Genomic DNA, 14,984 nt, shown 5'->3' on the forward strand with positions numbered 1-14,984 from the left:
GGATTGACCCAAGGGATTTAGCTGGCTTCTGTGGGCCTTACTTCTGCGGACGCAGGGCCGGGAACAGAATGACGTCACGGATGGTGTGGCTGTTGGTGAACAGCATGACCAGACGGTCGATACCGATACCCTGACCGGCAGTCGGCGGCAGGCCGTGTTCCAGCGCGGTGACGAAGTCGGCGTCGTAGAACATGGCTTCGTCGTCGCCTGCTTCTTTCTGATCAACCTGATCCTGGAAGCGCTTGGCCTGATCTTCTGCATCGTTCAGCTCGGAGAAGCCGTTGGCCAGCTCGCGGCCACCGATGAAGAATTCGAAGCGGTCGGTTACGTCCGGGTTCACGTCGTTGCGGCGAGCCAGCGGAGAAACGGCGGCCGGGTACTCGGTGATGAAGGTCGGTTGCAGCAGCATGTGCTCCACGGTCTCTTCGAAGATCGCGGTGATCACGTGGCCCAATTCCCATCCCTTCATCAGCTCGATGTGCAGACGCTTGGCAACGGCCTTGGCGCTCTCGAGGGTAGCCAGATCGTCCAGGGTCACATCCGGATTGAACTTCAGGATGGACTCGACCATGGTGAGGCGCTGGAACGGCTGACCGAAATCGATGGTCAGGCCCTCTTCGCCCTCTTTGGCGTAACGGATCTTGGTGTCGCCCAGAATGTCCTGCGCCAGGGTGCGCAGCAGCTCTTCGGTCAGGTCCATCAGATCGATGTAGTCGGCGTAGGCCATGTAGAACTCGATCATGGTGAACTCGGGGTTGTGACGAACCGAGATACCTTCGTTACGGAAGTTGCGGTTGATCTCGTAGACACGCTCGAAACCACCGACCACCAGACGCTTCAGATAGAGCTCCGGAGCGATACGCAGGTACATGTCGATGTCCAGCGCATTGTGGTGAGTGACGAACGGACGCGCGGAGGCACCACCCGGGATGACTTGCATCATCGGGGTCTCCACTTCCATGAAGCGCTTTTCGTTGAAGAACTTGCGGATACCGGCAACCACCTGGGTGCGGATCATGAAGGTCTTGCGGGACTCTTCGTTGGCGATCAGATCCAGGTAGCGCTGGCGGCAGCGAGCCTCCTGGTCGGTCAGGCCTTTGTGCTTCTCGGGCAGCGGACGCAGCGCCTTGGTCAGCAGGCGGATATCGGAAACGTGAACGGAGAGCTCACCGGTCTGGGTCTTGAACAGGGTACCTTCGACACCCACGATGTCGCCCAGATCCCACTTCTTGAACTGCTCGTTGTAGAAACCTTCCGGCAGGTCGTCACGGGTGACGTAGACCTGGATCTTGCCGGCCATGTCCTGCAGGGTGGCGAAAGAAGCCTTGCCCATGATCCGGCGGGTCATGATGCGACCGGCAATCTTCACCCGTTTACCCAGGCTCGTCAGCTCCTCGGCGCTTTTGTCGTCGAACTCTGCGTGCAGATCGCCAGAGAGGCTGTCGCGACGGAAGTCGTTGGGGAAAGGATTACCCTGGGCGCGCAGGGCGGCCAGCTTGGAACGACGCTCGGTCATCTCGTTGTTGAGTTCGAGAGTTTGGTCGACTTCCGGAGTGATGGTTTGTTCAGACATGGTGATTCCTGCTTGTTTACAGACCTGATTTCAGGCTGGCTTCGATAAACTTGTCCAAGTCACCGTCGAGCACCGATTGGGTATTACGGGTTTCGACGCCGGTGCGCAGATCCTTGATACGGGAGTCATCCAGCACATAGGAACGGATCTGGCTGCCCCAACCGATATCAGACTTGGTCTCTTCCAGGGCTTGTTTCTCAGCGTTCTGCTTCTGAATTTCCAGCTCGTAGAGCTTGGCTTTCAGCTGCTTCATACACTGGTCTTTGTTTTTGTGCTGGGAACGGTCGTTCTGGCACTGTACCACGACACCGGTCGGAACGTGGGTAATACGTACCGCGGATTCGGTTCGGTTAACGTGCTGACCACCGGCACCGGAGGCACGGTAGACGTCGATCCGCAGATCCGCCGGGTTGATCTCGATATCGATATCGTCGTCGATCTCGGGGTAGACGAACACAGAACAGAAGGAGGTGTGACGGCGGCCACCGGAATCGAACGGAGACTTGCGAACCAGACGGTGTACGCCGGTTTCGGTACGCAGCCAGCCGAACGCATATTCGCCGGTGAACTTGATGGTGGCGGATTTGATACCGGCCACGTCGCCTTCGGAGCATTCAATCAGCTCGGGCTTGTAGCCGTGGGCATCGCCCCAGCGCAGGTACATGCGCAGTACCATGTTGGCCCAATCCTGTGCTTCGGTACCACCGGAGCCGGATTGAATATCGATATAGCAGTCGGAGCCGTCGTGCTGACCGGAGAACATGCGGCGGAATTCGAGATCCACCAGCTTGGCTTCCAGCTGTTCGGATTCGGCGATGGCTTCGTTGAAGGTCTCTTCGTCTTCCCCTTCCACGGCCAGGCTCACCAGCATCTCGACGTCATCCACGCCCTGGGTCAGGGTGTCGATGGTGCCGACCACGTTTTCCAGCGCGACGCGCTCTTTGCCCAGCGCCTGTGCGCGCTCGGGTTCATTCCATACGTCCGGCTGTTCCAGCTCGGCGTTGACCTCTTCTAGACGCTCTTTCTTGGCGTCATAGTCAAAGGTACCCCCTAAGAAGCTCGGTCCGCTCAGACAGCTCCTTAAGTTTATTTAATACGGGATTAACTTCGAACATCGTGAAAACTCTCAGGGTCGATGTGATTTAAAAACGGGATATTCTAGCCAATTGTGGAAGGAATAAACAGGGTTGCCTTGGCTTGTGCGGCTCATGCCGTCAATTTCTGGTGCACTTTTCTCCACCTCGGTAGAAAATATCGCCCGCCGACCCATTTTCAGGTTCAGTTTTGGCCATTCGGGTCGCTAATGACTACGTGTAGTGTTGTGCAATTTAGGGAAAAACCCGCTCCTCACCTCAATAAGAAGAACACATGATGAAAAACCTGTCACTCAAGCAGAAGATACTGTTGTCAGTGGTGATCGCCCTTTCGTTGGTGATTTTGTTGCTCTCCTGGCAGAGCTATAGCAGCCAGAAGTCCCTGTTGCTGCAAGGCAGCCAGGAGCAGTTGCAACGGCTGGGTACCCAGCAGGCCGAGCGTGTCAGCGACTGGCTCGCCGCCCGTCGCGACGTGATCCAGGCGCTCGGCAACAAGGCCGGTGCCGACCCCCTCAATGCCTTGCAACAGGCACAAGTTTCCGGCCGTTTCCAGCTCACCTATTTCGGTGAGAGCAGCGGCAAGATGAATGACTCCGATCCCTCCATCAACCGCGATGGCTACGACCCGCGCTCCCGTGGCTGGTATCAGGAGGCGATGAGCAAAGGTGGCCTGATTGTCACCAAACCCTATCTCGATGTGGCCTACAACATCATGGTGGTGACCCTGGCCCAGCCGGTTTCTGGCGGGGTAGTCGGTGGTGACCTCTCCATCGCCTCGCTGGTGGAAGACGTGACCAAGATGCAGCTGCCTGCCGACGGTTTCGCCATCATGATGCACAAGGATGGCACCATCATCGCCTACAAGGATGCCGCCAAGGCGATGAAACCGGCCAGCGAGATCGACAACGATCTGACCAATGCGCTGATCGAGCAGAGCAAGTCGAGCAAGGATCTGGTGCCGGCCTATTTCGACAACGAAGGTCGCGACAAGCTGCTGTGGGCGGTTGATATCCCCGACACAGACTGGGAACTGGTACTGGTGCTGGACAAGGCCGCGCTGGAAGCGCCGCTCTCCTCCCTGCTGATGACCCAGCTGGGGATGGCGCTACTGGTGCTGGTGGGTAGCATCCTCGCTATCTCCTGGCTGGTCAGCATGCTGCTTGGCCCGCTCACCAAGGTCTCCCAGGCACTGGCCCGCATTGCCGATGGTAATGGCGATCTGACCCAGCGCATCAAGATCGACGCCAACGACGAAGTGGGCCAACTGGCCAACAGCTTCAACCGTTTCGTCGGCAGTCAGCATCAGCTGATCGGCAATATCCGCCAGCTGGCCAACGAGTTGAACGCCGATGCCGAGCGCAGTCTGGTGACCAACCAGGCCGCGGTGGACGAGCTGCAGCGTCAGCAGCAGGAGGTGACCATGGTCGCCACGGCGGTCACCGAGATGGCGAGCGCCACCATGGAGATCGCCGGTAACGCCGAGAACACCGCCGCCGCTGCCCAGCAATCTGCCCAGAGCAGTGAGCAGGGCAAGATGCTGGTCAACAAGACCCGCCAGTCCATCAATGGTCTGGCCGAAGAGGTGGGGCAGGCGACCGAGGTGATCGGCGAGCTGAGCCGCCACGCGCAGGCCATCACCAGCATCCTCTCCACCATTCAGGGGATTGCCGAGCAGACCAACCTGCTGGCGTTGAACGCGGCCATTGAAGCGGCCCGTGCCGGTGAGCAGGGTCGTGGTTTTGCGGTGGTCGCTGACGAGGTGCGGGTGCTGTCGCGCCGTACCCAGGACTCCACCCAGCAGATCCAGTCCACCATCGAGACCCTGCAACAGACCACTGCCCGCGCGGTGAGCCTGATGCAGACCAGTCAGGGGCTGGCGGACAACAGTGTGCAGGATGCGGATCAGGCGGTGCGTGCGCTGGAAGAGATCACCAGCGCCATCTCCCTCATCTCCGACATGGCGGGTCAGATCGCCACTGCCGCCGAGGAGCAGACCCAGGTGACCGGCGAGATCACCCAAAACACCACCGCCATCAAGGATGTGAGTGACGAGATCACCGCCGCCGCCATGCGCGATCTGGATCAGGCCCACAGCCTCAAAGGACGTGCTGCTGACCTGAACCAGCAGGTGTCGACCTTTATCCTGTAAAGTGCACGTCCCGGCCCGTTCCGGCTGACATAATCAAGCCCCGTCCTCTGTCGAGCGCGGGGCTTTTTGTTGTTCGGGGGAGTGCGGGATGTGGGGATTCCGGGTTTTCTGAGTTGCTCACGGGTCACCCGGGTAGCGGATATGTGCCCCGGCTCTGCCTGCGTCAGCTGGCGAGTCGATAACAAACAAAGAGCCCACCGAAAGGTGGGCTCTGATCATATACGTCTGACTGAAAGGGAATTACAGGAATGGCATCGCCATAAACAGCTTGATCACCATGGCGTTGATAATGTCGATAAAGAAGGCCCCCACCATGGGCACTACCAGAAACGCCAGGTGGGAGGGACCGAAGCGCTGGGTGATGGCCTGCATGTTGGCGATGGCTGTTGGGGTGGCCCCGAGGCCAAAGCCGCAGTGACCTGCCGCCAGCACAGCCGCATCGTAATTTTTGCCCATGACCCGGAAGGTGACGAAGATGGCGTAGAGCGCCATCGCCACTGTCTGGGCGGCCAGCAGAATGAAGATGGGCAGCGCCAGGCTGGCCAGATCCCACAGTTTCAGGCTCATCAGTGCCATGGCGAGGAACAGCGACAGGCTGACGTTGCCCAGCAGGGAGACTTCTCGATCGCTCACTTCATGCCAGTTCAGCAGGGTCAGGACGTTGCGCAGCAACACGCCGACAAACAGCACGCAGACGAAGATCGGCAGCTCGAAGGCGCCCCCTTTGAGCGAGGCGGAGAGCAGCTCGCCGCCCTTGAGGCTGATGGCGATCAGTGCCAGCGTCTCGATGACGCTGAAAGTGGTGAGGGGGCGCTCCATATCCGGCATTTCGAAGCCCTGTGGGGCCTCATCCTGATTGTGCTCCTCACCGGGTACCTGCACTTTCTTTACCAGATAGCGAGCCACTGGGCCGCCGATCAGGCCGCCCAGCACCAGACCGAAGGTGGCACAGGCGATGGCGAGCTCAGCGGCGGATTGCACGCCGTACTTCTCGGAGAAGGTAGCGCTCCAGGCCGCACCGGTGCCGTGGCCGCCGGAGAGTGTGATGGAGCCGGCCAGCAGCCCCATGTGGGGATCCAGACCGAGCAGGGTCGCCAGACCGACACCCAGACTGTTTTGCACCAGCAGCAGGCCGGTGACCACCATCAGGAAGGTAACCACCGCCTTGCCGCCGCGTTTCAGGCTGGCGAGATCGGCGGAGAGACCGATGGAGGCGAAGAAGGCCAGCATCAGCGGGGTTTGCAGGCTGGTATCAAATTGCAGCTCCATCTGCAGGGTGGAGCGCAGCAGCAGCAGCACCAGCGCGACCACCAGGCCGCCGGCTACCGGTTTGGGGATGTTGAAGGTACGCAGCAGCCCGACTCGGGTAACCAACACCCGGCCAAGCAGCAATACCAGAGTGGCAGCGACCAGCGTTGCGTAGGAATCAAGTTGTAACATTCAGTACTCCCATGTTGATTGGCTGTGTCTTTCATAGCAAAAGACTTACAGATTCAGCCGGGATGAAAACAGTGTGGCTTATATGCCAGCAAAGAAGGGGAAACATCTCCCCGCCCCAGGAAAGATGGGGCTTGTGCGGGCCTGAAATGCTCAGGCATCCAGATGAGATTTTAGTAAAATCCGGCGGATTGTAGCAAAAAGCATCGTTTAATTCCATCTTTGTCGTATTAATGCTCGTTTTAGTGGTTTATTGTGACATTTAACACTATGTAGGTAGAGGGCAGAAAAGCCGAAAAGGGTGCATGGAACGGCTGTCATTTGGGGCGCCAGTCTCTATAATTCGCCGGTTTCCGCTGTATGCAGAGGCGCTGGCGGGCGTTGACATTGTGGTTCACCCCGACATGGTTCATGTTCCGGCGGTGTTCACTTCATCAAGAGGAGAGGGTGTGAAGAAGTCTATCTACATTGCCTACACAGGCGGCACCATTGGGATGCAGCGTTCCGATCACGGCTACGTGCCGATGGCGGGCTTTATGGAAGACTGTCTGGCGCGGATGCCCGAGTTCCACCGCCCCGAGATGCCGGATTACCATATCCACGAATATGCGCCCCTCATCGACTCCTCCGACATGACCCCGGCGGATTGGCAGCGCATCGCCGAGGATATTCGAGACAACTACGACAAGTACGACGGTTTTGTCATTTTGCACGGTACCGACACCATGTCGTTCACCGCCTCGGCGCTCTCCTTCATGCTGGAAGATCTGCACAAGCCGGTCATCATCACTGGCTCCCAGATCCCGCTGGCCGAGTTGCGCTCCGACGGTCAGCAGAACCTGCTCAACGCCCTCTATATTGCGGCCAACTACCCGATCCACGAGGTGACGCTGTTCTTCAACAACCAGCTCTATCGCGGCAACCGCAGCAAGAAGGTGCATGCCGATGGCTTCCACGCTTTCGACTCCCCCAACTATCCACCGCTGCTCAACGCCGGGATCGCCATCTCGCTGGAAGCGGGTGAGCTGGGTGTGCCCTCCGAGCGGCCGCTGGTGCTGCACGACATCACCCCCCAGCCCATCGGCGTGGTGACCCTCTATCCGGGGATCTCCAGCGAGGTGATCGCCAACATCCTGCAACAACCGGTGAAGGCGCTGATCCTGCTCTCGTTCGGGGTGGGCAATGCACCGCAGAACCCGGCCATGCTGGCGCTGCTCTCCGAGGCTTCCGCTCGCGGCGTCATCATCGTCAACCTGAGCCAGTGCCTGCACGGCAAGGTTAACATGGGGGGCTATGCCACCGGCAACGCCCTGTCGCGGGCCGGGGTGATCTCGGGCTTTGACATGACCGCCGAAGCGGCGCTCACCAAGCTGCACTTCCTGCTGAGTCAGGATTTGCCTTCCCACAGAATTCGCGAGCTGATGCAGCAGTCCCTGCGTGGGGAGCTGACTCCCTAAGCGATGCGGCCCTCACCCTAACCCTCTCCCGGCGGGAGAGGGGATAGAGCGAGGTGCTGTTGGCCACGAGGCTTGCCATGAAGAGCGTTGGCAGGTAGCCCGTTCACTGTTCGCAGGTGCGAGCCTGCTCCCTTCTCCCCTTGGCGGGAGAAGGGTTGGGGATGAGGGGGATGAGTCACCCGGCATCGATAGGAAAAAAGAGGGGAGCCATCATGGCTCCCCTCTTTGCTGTGGTCGCTGCGAGCGGCCTGCCGGGTCAGGTTCAATGGTTAAGATCGACCCGCACTATCTCCTCCTCGTCGCGATACTGACGCTTGAGCTCGCTCTTGCTCTTCATCACAATCTCGCCGTCACGGCCGATGTTCATGTGTTCCGGATTGTCGATGTGCATCGACTGCCAGGCCATTACGGCTTGCAGGGAGGTGGCCTTCTGCTCGTCGGTGAGGGGCTTGCCATCGGGCCACTTGCCCAGCTCGACTGCGGTTTTGAGCCGCTCATACACCTCTTGTGGCATCTGCCTGATAGCTTGCAAAAACTCACCCTGTTGAAATGACATCCGGCCTCTCCTTGAACTATTGAGCCATAAACAGCGGGATCTGATGGGCCATGCAGGTAGACCCTATCGGTCTATGCCGGCAGATCCTGGCGGACTACGCCAGCCATCTGCTCCATCACCCGCACTACCTGACAACTGTACCCGAACTCGTTGTCATACCATACGTAGAGCACGCAGTGATCCCCCTCGGCGATGGTCGCCTGGGAGTCGACGATGCCCGCATAACGGGAACCCACCATGTCGGAGGAGACCAGCTCGGTGCTGGCGCTGAAGTCGATCTGGCGATGCAGGCCCGAGCTTAGCGCCATCTGTTGCAGATAGGCGTTGAGGCTCTCCCGATCGGTGGCCTGCTCCAGCGACAGATTGATGATGGCCAGCGAGACGTTGGGGGTCGGCACCCGGATGGCGTTGCCGGTCAGCTTGCCCTTGAGTTCAGGTAGCGCCTTGGCCACCGCCTTGGCGGCGCCGGTGCTGGTCATCACCATGTTGAGGGCGGCGCTGCGACCGCGGCGCTCCCCCTTGTGATAGTTGTCGATGAGGTTCTGATCGTTGGTATAGGAGTGGACCGTCTCCACGTGGCCGTGGCGGATGCCGTACCGCTCCTGCATCACCTTGAGCACCGGAGTGATGGCGTTGGTGGTGCAGGAGGCGGCGGAGATGATCCTGTCATCCGGGCCTATCACCTCATGGTTGACGCCGAACACCACGTTCTTCATCTCCCCCTTGCCGGGAGCGGTCAGCAGCACCTTGCCGGCACCGCGCGCCTTGAGATGCTCGGAGAGGCCAGCCTCGTCACGCCAGACCCCGGTGTTGTCGACGATCAGCGCATCGTGAATGCCGTAGGCGGTGTAGTCGATGTCGGCCGGGCTATTGGCGTAGATCACCTGAATGAAGGTGCCGTTGGCGATGATGGCGCTGCGTTCCACATCCACCTCGATGGAGCCGTTGAAGGGGCCATGCACCGAGTCGCGGCGCAGCAGGCTGGCGCGTTTCTCCAGATCCCCGTCGCGACCACCGCGTACCACGATGGCGCGCAGACGCAGCGGATTGGCAGCGCCGGTGCGCTCTATGAGCAGCCGGGCCAGCAGGCGGCCGATACGGCCAAAGCCGTAGAGCACCACGTCGGTCGGCTGCGGCATCTGGCTGCGGCCAAGGGCCGGCGCCAGTCGCGCTTGCAGATAGTCCTCGATCCCCGCCTCATCCTGATGATCCTGCCAGTAGCCGACTGCCAGCTTGCCAAGGTCAACCTCGGCGGCGGTGGGTTTGAGGGCAACGATGGCCTGAAGCAGGGGGAAGCTTTGCTGGATGGGGAGGGGAACGCCCTGGTGGCGGCGGACGACCCGGTGGGCCTTGAGGATATCGATGGTGGAGGCGTTTTGCAGCGGGCGGCCGTAGAGGGTGATCTCGACCCCTTGTTGTCGGTAGAGGCGACCAATCAAGGGCTGCATGGCTTCGGCGAGCTCCTGGCTCTCCTGCCACGCTTGCAGGTAGTGCTCGTGGGTCATTGACCAGATCCTTTATTTCACGTTGTTGGTGTAAATAGAAAATTCGTCGAATGCAGATCAGTGTAGGGGTGTATATTTCGTTATATTATTCTGCAATCGCGGCCTTATATGGCGCGCGCATTGTAATGGATATGTAACCGGTTTGCTAGCCGGAGGTGGCCCGTAAAGGCGCCAGTTGTTACCAACCCGCGTTACCAACAAGATGTGAACCATGGCCAATTTCCCCCTGCGACAGACCTTCATCATGCTTTCAGTCGGCCTTGCCGTGGCTGGCTGCAATGACGACCGGATCCACAACATCTGTGGCAATCATCCTGAGCTCTGCCAGGATCTGGTGGACGATGGCTGGTGTCGCTACGAGCGTACCGATGTGATCCGCAGTCGCTTCTATCTCAAGGAAGAGGGGACGGATCGGCGCAAGTACGAGCTGATGCGTAACCTTGAGCGCTATCTCAAGTGTGCCGAGCGCTCCACCAGCATTGAATACAAGAATGCCCGCGAGCAGAAGAGTCCACGGGTCGAGGGCATGCTGGCGGCCGGGGATCAGTTGGCCCAGCTCGATGCGGCGACCCGCAATTCACAAGATCCCTACCTGCTGCTCTGGCACTGGACCAACAACACCAACGAGCTGGCTCGCCAGCAGTTTATGGCGCTGGAAGGTACCAAGGCGCTGGATGAACCCGAGCTGCAACTGGCGCTCGGCGGTATCTACGCCAAGAGCGACCCGGAAAAGGCCATCGCCACCCTGCAGCACGGGCTCTCCCTCTATCAGGAGGGGGACAAGGTAAACAGCCGTATATTCACCTCCCTCAGCACCCTCTATATGGGCCAGAAACAGTATGGGCTGGCCTATCTGTGGGGCAAGGTGAGCGAGTCGTTTCAGGATAGCCCCGAGGTCTCAGCCAAGCGTTTTGGCATCTACCACACCCTGAGCAAGACAGAGCAGGATGGTTACGATGTGCGGGCTGCCGAAATTGTCGAGCAGCTCAAGCATGGCAACTACCGGCCCTGAGGCAGTGATGACGACGTTTTCTCCGGCCAGCTGCTGGCCCAATCCGTTCGATCTCTCTTTCGTTCATGGCGAGGTACGTACCGATGGCCGCACGCTTGAGCGCCTCACGGTGCGCGCCGTGGTGCCCCGTGGCGACGAGCTGCTGCTCGTTCACTCCCGGGTCAACGGCGATCTGATGTTCCCCGGGGGCGGTATTGAAGCGGGGGAGAGCCACCATGTGGCGCTCGCTCGCGAGCTGCTGGAGGAGTGCGGTGCCGATTTGCGGGAAGTGGGGGGCCTGCTTGGCGAGACCCGTGAATATCGCGCCGCCCGCGAGCCGGGGTTCGATGCCTACTGCATCCGCTCGCTCTACTACTTGTGCCGGATTGGCGATCAGCTGGTGGCGCCGCAGCCGCAGCCCTACGAGATCCGCCTTGGCTTCGTGCCCGGCTGGTTTGCCCTCGACGAGGCGCTGCAGACCAACAAGACCCAGCTGGCGGGGCCCTGTCCCCAGTGGACGGTGCGGGAGACCCGGGTGCTGGCCCAGCTGCAACGCTGGCATCAGCAGGGGATCTTCGACCACGGCTGATGAGTACATCCAGCTGCAACTGTCAGTGATATCAATGAAAAAGAGCGCCAATAGGCGCTCTTTTTCATTGCGAGGGTGGCGGTTACTTGGCCACTCTGTCGTGCGAGATCATTTGACCTCTTCGCCCTTGGCTTGCAGATCCGCATGGTAGGAGGAGCGAACGAAAGGACCACAGGCGGCGTGGGTAAAGCCCAGCTCCATGGCGACATCTTTCAGCTCGTCAAACTCTGCTGGCGGCACGTAGCGCTTGACCGGCAGGTGGTGGCGGCTCGGCTGCAGATACTGACCCAAGGTCAGCATGTTGACGCCATGGGCGCGCAGATCCTTGAGCACCTCGACGATCTCTTCGTTGGTCTCGCCAAGGCCCATCATCAGACCGGACTTGGTCGGCACGTGAGGGTGCATCTCCTTGATGCGGCGCAGCAGCTCCAGCGACCACTTGTAGTCGGCGCCCGGGCGGGCGACGCGATACATGCGCGGCGCGGTTTCCAGGTTGTGGTTGAAGACGTCCGGCGGGGTTTCGCGGAACACCTCCAGCGCCTGCTCCATCCGGCCACGGAAATCCGGAGTCAGGATCTCGATGCGGGTCTGAGGGCTGTGCTCGCGGATCTCGCGGATGCAGTCGGCGAAGTGCTGGGCACCGCCGTCGCGCAGATCGTCGCGGTCCACCGAGGTGATCACCACATACTTGAGGTTCATCTCCTTGATGGTCAGCGCCAGCTTCTTCGGCTCTTCCGGATCGAGTGCCAGCGGGCGACCGTGGGCCACGTCGCAGAAGGGGCAGCGGCGGGTGCAGATGGCGCCCATGATCATGAAGGTGGCGGTGCCGTGGTTGAAGCACTCCGCCAGATTGGGGCAGGAAGCCTCTTCACAGACCGAGTGCAGCTTGTTCTTGCGCAAGGTGCTCTTGATGTGTTCGATCTTCTGGCTGGAGGGGGGCAGCTTGATCCGCATCCAGTCCGGCTTGCGAAGGAGTTCTTCGTTGGGATCCGGCATGAATTTCACCGGGATCAGGGCCATCTTGTCGCCATCGCGCAGCTTGACGCCCGGCTCCATACGAACGGGTTTGCTCATGATTCACTCTCGGTGTTTGTTATTGTTTGATAGCCAATCAGGTTGGCCAGTTCGGCCACCAGAATGGATTGCGCCTCGGCCACGCTCTGCGGGCCGCCCAGGGCGCTGGTCTGGGTCATGGCCATGCCCGCATAGCCGCACGGATTGATGTGCAGGAAGGGGGTCATGTCCATGTTGATGTTGAGGGCCAGCCCGTGGAACGAGCACCCCTTGCGGATGCGCAGACCCAGCGAGGCCAGTTTTGCCTCCATGCCAAGGTCATTTTTCACATAAACCCCGGGGGCATCGGCCTTGGCATAGGCCTGGATATCGCTTTTGGCGAGGGTGTTGATTATGGCTGTCTCCAGCGCGGTCACCAGCTCGCGAACCGAGAATTTGCAGCGGCGGACATCCACCAGTACGTAGAGCACCAGCTGGCCCGGGCCGTGATAGGTCACCTGACCGCCGCGATCGCTCTGCACCACCGGGATATTGCCCGGATTGAGCAGGTGTTCGGCCTTGCCGGCCTGGCCCTGGGTGTAGACGGGATCGTGCTCGACCACCCAGAACTCGTCCGGGGTGTCGCTGGTGCGGTTGTCGGTGAAGGCTTTCATGGCGTCCCATACCGGCTGGTAGGGGCGGCGACCCAGCTGCCTGACAATCAGGCTGGACTGGGCGGGGATCTGGGATGACATGGCGTCCTCGCGGCGTGCTGCGGCCAAAAACAGTCGCCCCGCAGAACGGGGCGAGAGAGAAATTACAGTACGTATTTCACCAGCTCGATCTTGCCAAGAGCGTGGTACATCGCTTCGATGTGCTCTTTGCTCTGGGCAGTCACGGTCACGCGAACCGAGTGGTAGTTGCCCTTGGAGCTGGGCTGGACTGTCGGGCTGTAGGTGCCGGGGGCGTGCTGCTGCAGCACTTCAACCACCATTTCCGGCAGTGCCGGGTCGGCAACGCCGAGTACCTTGAACGGGAATTTGCAGGGAAACTCCAGCAGTTCATCAAACTTGGTATTCATTTACTCACCTTTTGCGTCATCACCGGGATGACTTCATCTTGGATGGCTAGTGGCCGATGGCCCGTGGAGGCCGCCATTTCAAGTCTATATGGGCACGGCTCATAACTATATGGGCGCTGCCCGGACCGGGATCAAGGCCAGGATCGGTCAGACAAGGATGGAAGTGCTGCTTTTTACCACAAATCAGGGTGAGGCGGAACCTGCAGTTTACAGGGTTATTCACTGCCTTTGCCGGTCACAGACAGCAGCGGCGCCTGTTGGCGCCGCTGTTTGGTGAGGATTGTGCGTTGGATTACTTGAACCAGCTGGTGACCAGCAGTACCAGATAGTCCCACAGACGGCTCATCAAGCCACCTTCCTGCACCTCTTCCAGAGCGACCAGCGGCACCTGCTTGATCTCTTTGTCACCCTGCTTCAGGAACACGGTACCGACGCGCTGCCCCTTGGCCAGCGGCGCTTTCAGTTCGCTGTCGAGCTGGAAGTCCGCTTTGAGGTTGTTGCCCTGACCGCGGGTGACCAGCACGGAGACATCTTTGTCGACGCCCAGTTTCACTTCCGGTTTGTCGCCCATCCAGATCTTCTGGGTGACCAGCTCGGTGCCTGCCTTGTACGGGGTCAGGCTCTGGAAGAAGCGGAAGCCGTAGGTGAGCAGTTTTTTGCTCTCGGCGGCGCGGGAGGCTTCGCTGCTGGCGCCCAGTACCACGGCGATCAGGCGCATGCCTTCGTTGTTGGTGGCAGAGGAGACCAGGTTATAGCCGACCTGGCTGACGTGGCCGGTCTTGATGCCATCCACTTGCAGGGATTGATCCCACAGCAGGCGGTTGCGGTTGTGCTGGGTGATGCCGTTGAACACGAAGGATTTCTGGGAGTAGATCTTGTACTCCTCCGGCAGGTCGCGGATCAGCGCCTGACCCAGACGGGCCATGTCGTGAGCGGTACTGTAGTGACCTTCCGCATCCAGACCGTGCGGGTTCATGAAGTGGCTGTCGTTCATGCCGAGCTTGGCGGCCCAGCTGTTCATCAGGCTGGCGAAGGAGTCGGTGCTGCCTGCCAGGAACTCGGCCATGGCGACGCAGGCGTCGTTGCCGGACTGGATGATGATGCCCTTGTTGAGATCATCGACGGAGACCTGCTTGCCCACCTCGATAAACATCTTGGAGGAGTCGGAGTAGTTTTTGGACCAGGCGTTCTGGCTGATGGTCACCATGTCGGTGCGCTTGATATTCCCCTTCAGCAGCTCCTGGCCGATGATGTAGGAGGTCATCATCTTGGTCAGACTGGCGGGCGGCAGACGCTCTTCGGCGTTCTGCTCGGCCAGCACCTGACCTGAGTAGTAATCGATCAGAATATGAGCCTTGGCGGAGATCTCCGGCGCGGCGGGAACCACCATGGGCATGGCATTCGGGGTCGGTGTCGGCACCGGCGTATTGGCCTGGGCGGTTACGCTGATCAGTGAGGCCAGAAGAACTGAACGGGCAAATTTGGACATCTTGAAATTCCTGCGAGCCAGATGGGGATAAAATGCGGGCCTAACTATACCAGATGCGCCCGCAGGTTAT

Annotated in this window: 13 protein-coding genes; 4 read left to right on the top strand and 9 right to left on the bottom strand. The window is 59.9% G+C overall.

What is annotated here, in order from left to right; translation table 11 throughout:
* Positions 1 to 37: 37 nt before the first annotated feature.
* Together lysS and prfB are read right to left on the bottom strand one after the other, a co-directional pair.
* A complete protein-coding gene (gene lysS / locus I6L49_RS20560; protein ID WP_223849333.1) occupies positions 38 to 1,516 on the bottom strand; it encodes a lysine--tRNA ligase in 1,479 nt (492 codons plus the stop codon).
* A 73-nt stretch (positions 1,517 to 1,589) separates the two neighbouring features.
* Positions 1,590 to 2,688, bottom strand: a protein-coding gene (prfB, locus tag I6L49_RS20565; RefSeq protein ID WP_100645262.1) for a peptide chain release factor 2 whose coding sequence is annotated in 2 segments (ribosomal slippage) — positions 1,590 to 2,612 and positions 2,614 to 2,688 — 1,098 coding nt in all. Because the reading frame shifts where the segments join, the coding sequence is not laid out codon by codon here.
* A gap of 256 nt (positions 2,689 to 2,944) precedes the next feature.
* Between prfB and I6L49_RS20570 the strand changes: the two genes are divergently transcribed.
* Positions 2,945 to 4,816: a methyl-accepting chemotaxis protein gene (locus tag I6L49_RS20570; protein WP_216951693.1), complete on the top strand. Its 1,872-nt coding sequence runs from the start codon at positions 2,945 to 2,947 to the stop codon at positions 4,814 to 4,816.
* Positions 4,817 to 5,056: 240 nt separating this feature from the next.
* On the opposite strand, the gene gltS is transcribed toward I6L49_RS20570, so the two are convergent.
* The gene (gene gltS, locus I6L49_RS20575; protein WP_005348115.1) at positions 5,057 to 6,256 is read right to left on the bottom strand and encodes a sodium/glutamate symporter; all 1,200 of its coding nucleotides are present in this window, start codon (positions 6,254 to 6,256) and stop codon (positions 5,057 to 5,059) included.
* 446 nt (positions 6,257 to 6,702) lie between these two features.
* Between gltS and ansA the strand changes: the two genes are divergently transcribed.
* Positions 6,703 to 7,710, top strand: a complete 1,008-nt coding sequence (gene ansA / locus I6L49_RS20580) for an asparaginase (protein WP_005354141.1) — start codon at positions 6,703 to 6,705, stop codon at positions 7,708 to 7,710.
* Between the two features lie 262 nt (positions 7,711 to 7,972).
* On the opposite strand, the gene I6L49_RS20585 is transcribed toward ansA, so the two are convergent.
* Positions 7,973 to 8,266, bottom strand: a complete 294-nt coding sequence (locus I6L49_RS20585; RefSeq protein ID WP_005362427.1) for a YeaC family protein — start codon at positions 8,264 to 8,266, stop codon at positions 7,973 to 7,975.
* Between the two features lie 71 nt (positions 8,267 to 8,337).
* Positions 8,338 to 9,771 carry a glyceraldehyde-3-phosphate dehydrogenase gene (locus I6L49_RS20590; protein WP_216950268.1) on the bottom strand — a complete coding sequence of 478 codons (1,434 nt, stop codon included), beginning with the start codon at positions 9,769 to 9,771 and terminating at the stop codon, positions 8,338 to 8,340.
* 211 nt (positions 9,772 to 9,982) lie between these two features.
* Between I6L49_RS20590 and I6L49_RS20595 the strand changes: the two genes are divergently transcribed.
* Both I6L49_RS20595 and I6L49_RS20600 read left to right on the top strand, forming a co-directional pair.
* Positions 9,983 to 10,783 carry a DUF2989 domain-containing protein gene (locus tag I6L49_RS20595; protein WP_005335192.1) on the top strand — a complete coding sequence of 267 codons (801 nt, stop codon included), beginning with the start codon at positions 9,983 to 9,985 and terminating at the stop codon, positions 10,781 to 10,783.
* Between the two features lie 7 nt (positions 10,784 to 10,790).
* Complete coding sequence (locus I6L49_RS20600) at positions 10,791 to 11,351, top strand: NUDIX domain-containing protein (RefSeq protein ID WP_216950269.1); 561 nt, start codon at positions 10,791 to 10,793, stop codon at positions 11,349 to 11,351.
* 108 nt (positions 11,352 to 11,459) lie between these two features.
* Here the strand turns inward: I6L49_RS20600 and lipA are convergent, their stop codons facing one another.
* The 4 genes from lipA to I6L49_RS20620 all read right to left on the bottom strand — a co-directional run bounded on the left by lipA (position 11,460) and on the right by I6L49_RS20620 (position 14,914).
* Positions 11,460 to 12,425 carry a lipoyl synthase gene (gene lipA / locus I6L49_RS20605; protein WP_005335190.1) on the bottom strand — a complete coding sequence of 322 codons (966 nt, stop codon included), beginning with the start codon at positions 12,423 to 12,425 and terminating at the stop codon, positions 11,460 to 11,462.
* Complete coding sequence (lipB, locus tag I6L49_RS20610) at positions 12,422 to 13,099, bottom strand: lipoyl(octanoyl) transferase LipB (protein WP_106842844.1); 678 nt, start codon at positions 13,097 to 13,099, stop codon at positions 12,422 to 12,424. The genes lipA and lipB overlap by 4 nt, the downstream gene beginning before the upstream one ends.
* Before the next feature lie 62 nt (positions 13,100 to 13,161).
* Positions 13,162 to 13,425, bottom strand: coding sequence for a DUF493 family protein YbeD (ybeD, locus tag I6L49_RS20615; protein WP_005335178.1), 264 nt, complete (start codon positions 13,423 to 13,425; stop codon positions 13,162 to 13,164).
* A 292-nt stretch (positions 13,426 to 13,717) separates the two neighbouring features.
* Entirely contained in the window at positions 13,718 to 14,914 is a 1,197-nt protein-coding gene (locus I6L49_RS20620) for a D-alanyl-D-alanine carboxypeptidase family protein (protein ID WP_005335176.1), read from the bottom strand.
* Positions 14,915 to 14,984 lie beyond the last annotated feature (70 nt).

It is taken from the genome of Aeromonas sp. FDAARGOS 1419 (assembly GCF_019047045.1).
Classification (GTDB): Bacteria; Pseudomonadota; Gammaproteobacteria; order Enterobacterales; family Aeromonadaceae; genus Aeromonas; species Aeromonas veronii.

Excerpts from the sequence above, each read along its gene's own strand:
- lysS (WP_223849333.1), bottom strand. The coding sequence starts at position 1,516 with ATGACCGAGCGTCGTTCCAAGCTGGCCGCCCTGCGCGCCCAGGGTAAT.
- I6L49_RS20570 (WP_216951693.1), top strand. The coding sequence starts at position 2,945 with ATGAAAAACCTGTCACTCAAGCAGAAGATACTGTTGTCAGTGGTGATC.
- gltS (WP_005348115.1), bottom strand. The coding sequence starts at position 6,256 with ATGTTACAACTTGATTCCTACGCAACGCTGGTCGCTGCCACTCTGGTA.
- I6L49_RS20585 (WP_005362427.1), bottom strand. The coding sequence starts at position 8,266 with ATGTCATTTCAACAGGGTGAGTTTTTGCAAGCTATCAGGCAGATGCCA.
- I6L49_RS20590 (WP_216950268.1), bottom strand. The coding sequence starts at position 9,771 with ATGACCCACGAGCACTACCTGCAAGCGTGGCAGGAGAGCCAGGAGCTC.
- I6L49_RS20595 (WP_005335192.1), top strand. The coding sequence starts at position 9,983 with ATGGCCAATTTCCCCCTGCGACAGACCTTCATCATGCTTTCAGTCGGC.
- I6L49_RS20600 (WP_216950269.1), top strand. The coding sequence starts at position 10,791 with ATGACGACGTTTTCTCCGGCCAGCTGCTGGCCCAATCCGTTCGATCTC.
- lipA (WP_005335190.1), bottom strand. The coding sequence starts at position 12,425 with ATGAGCAAACCCGTTCGTATGGAGCCGGGCGTCAAGCTGCGCGATGGC.
- lipB (WP_106842844.1), bottom strand. The coding sequence starts at position 13,099 with ATGTCATCCCAGATCCCCGCCCAGTCCAGCCTGATTGTCAGGCAGCTG.
- ybeD (WP_005335178.1), bottom strand. The coding sequence starts at position 13,425 with ATGAATACCAAGTTTGATGAACTGCTGGAGTTTCCCTGCAAATTCCCG.
- I6L49_RS20620 (WP_005335176.1), bottom strand. The coding sequence starts at position 14,914 with ATGTCCAAATTTGCCCGTTCAGTTCTTCTGGCCTCACTGATCAGCGTA.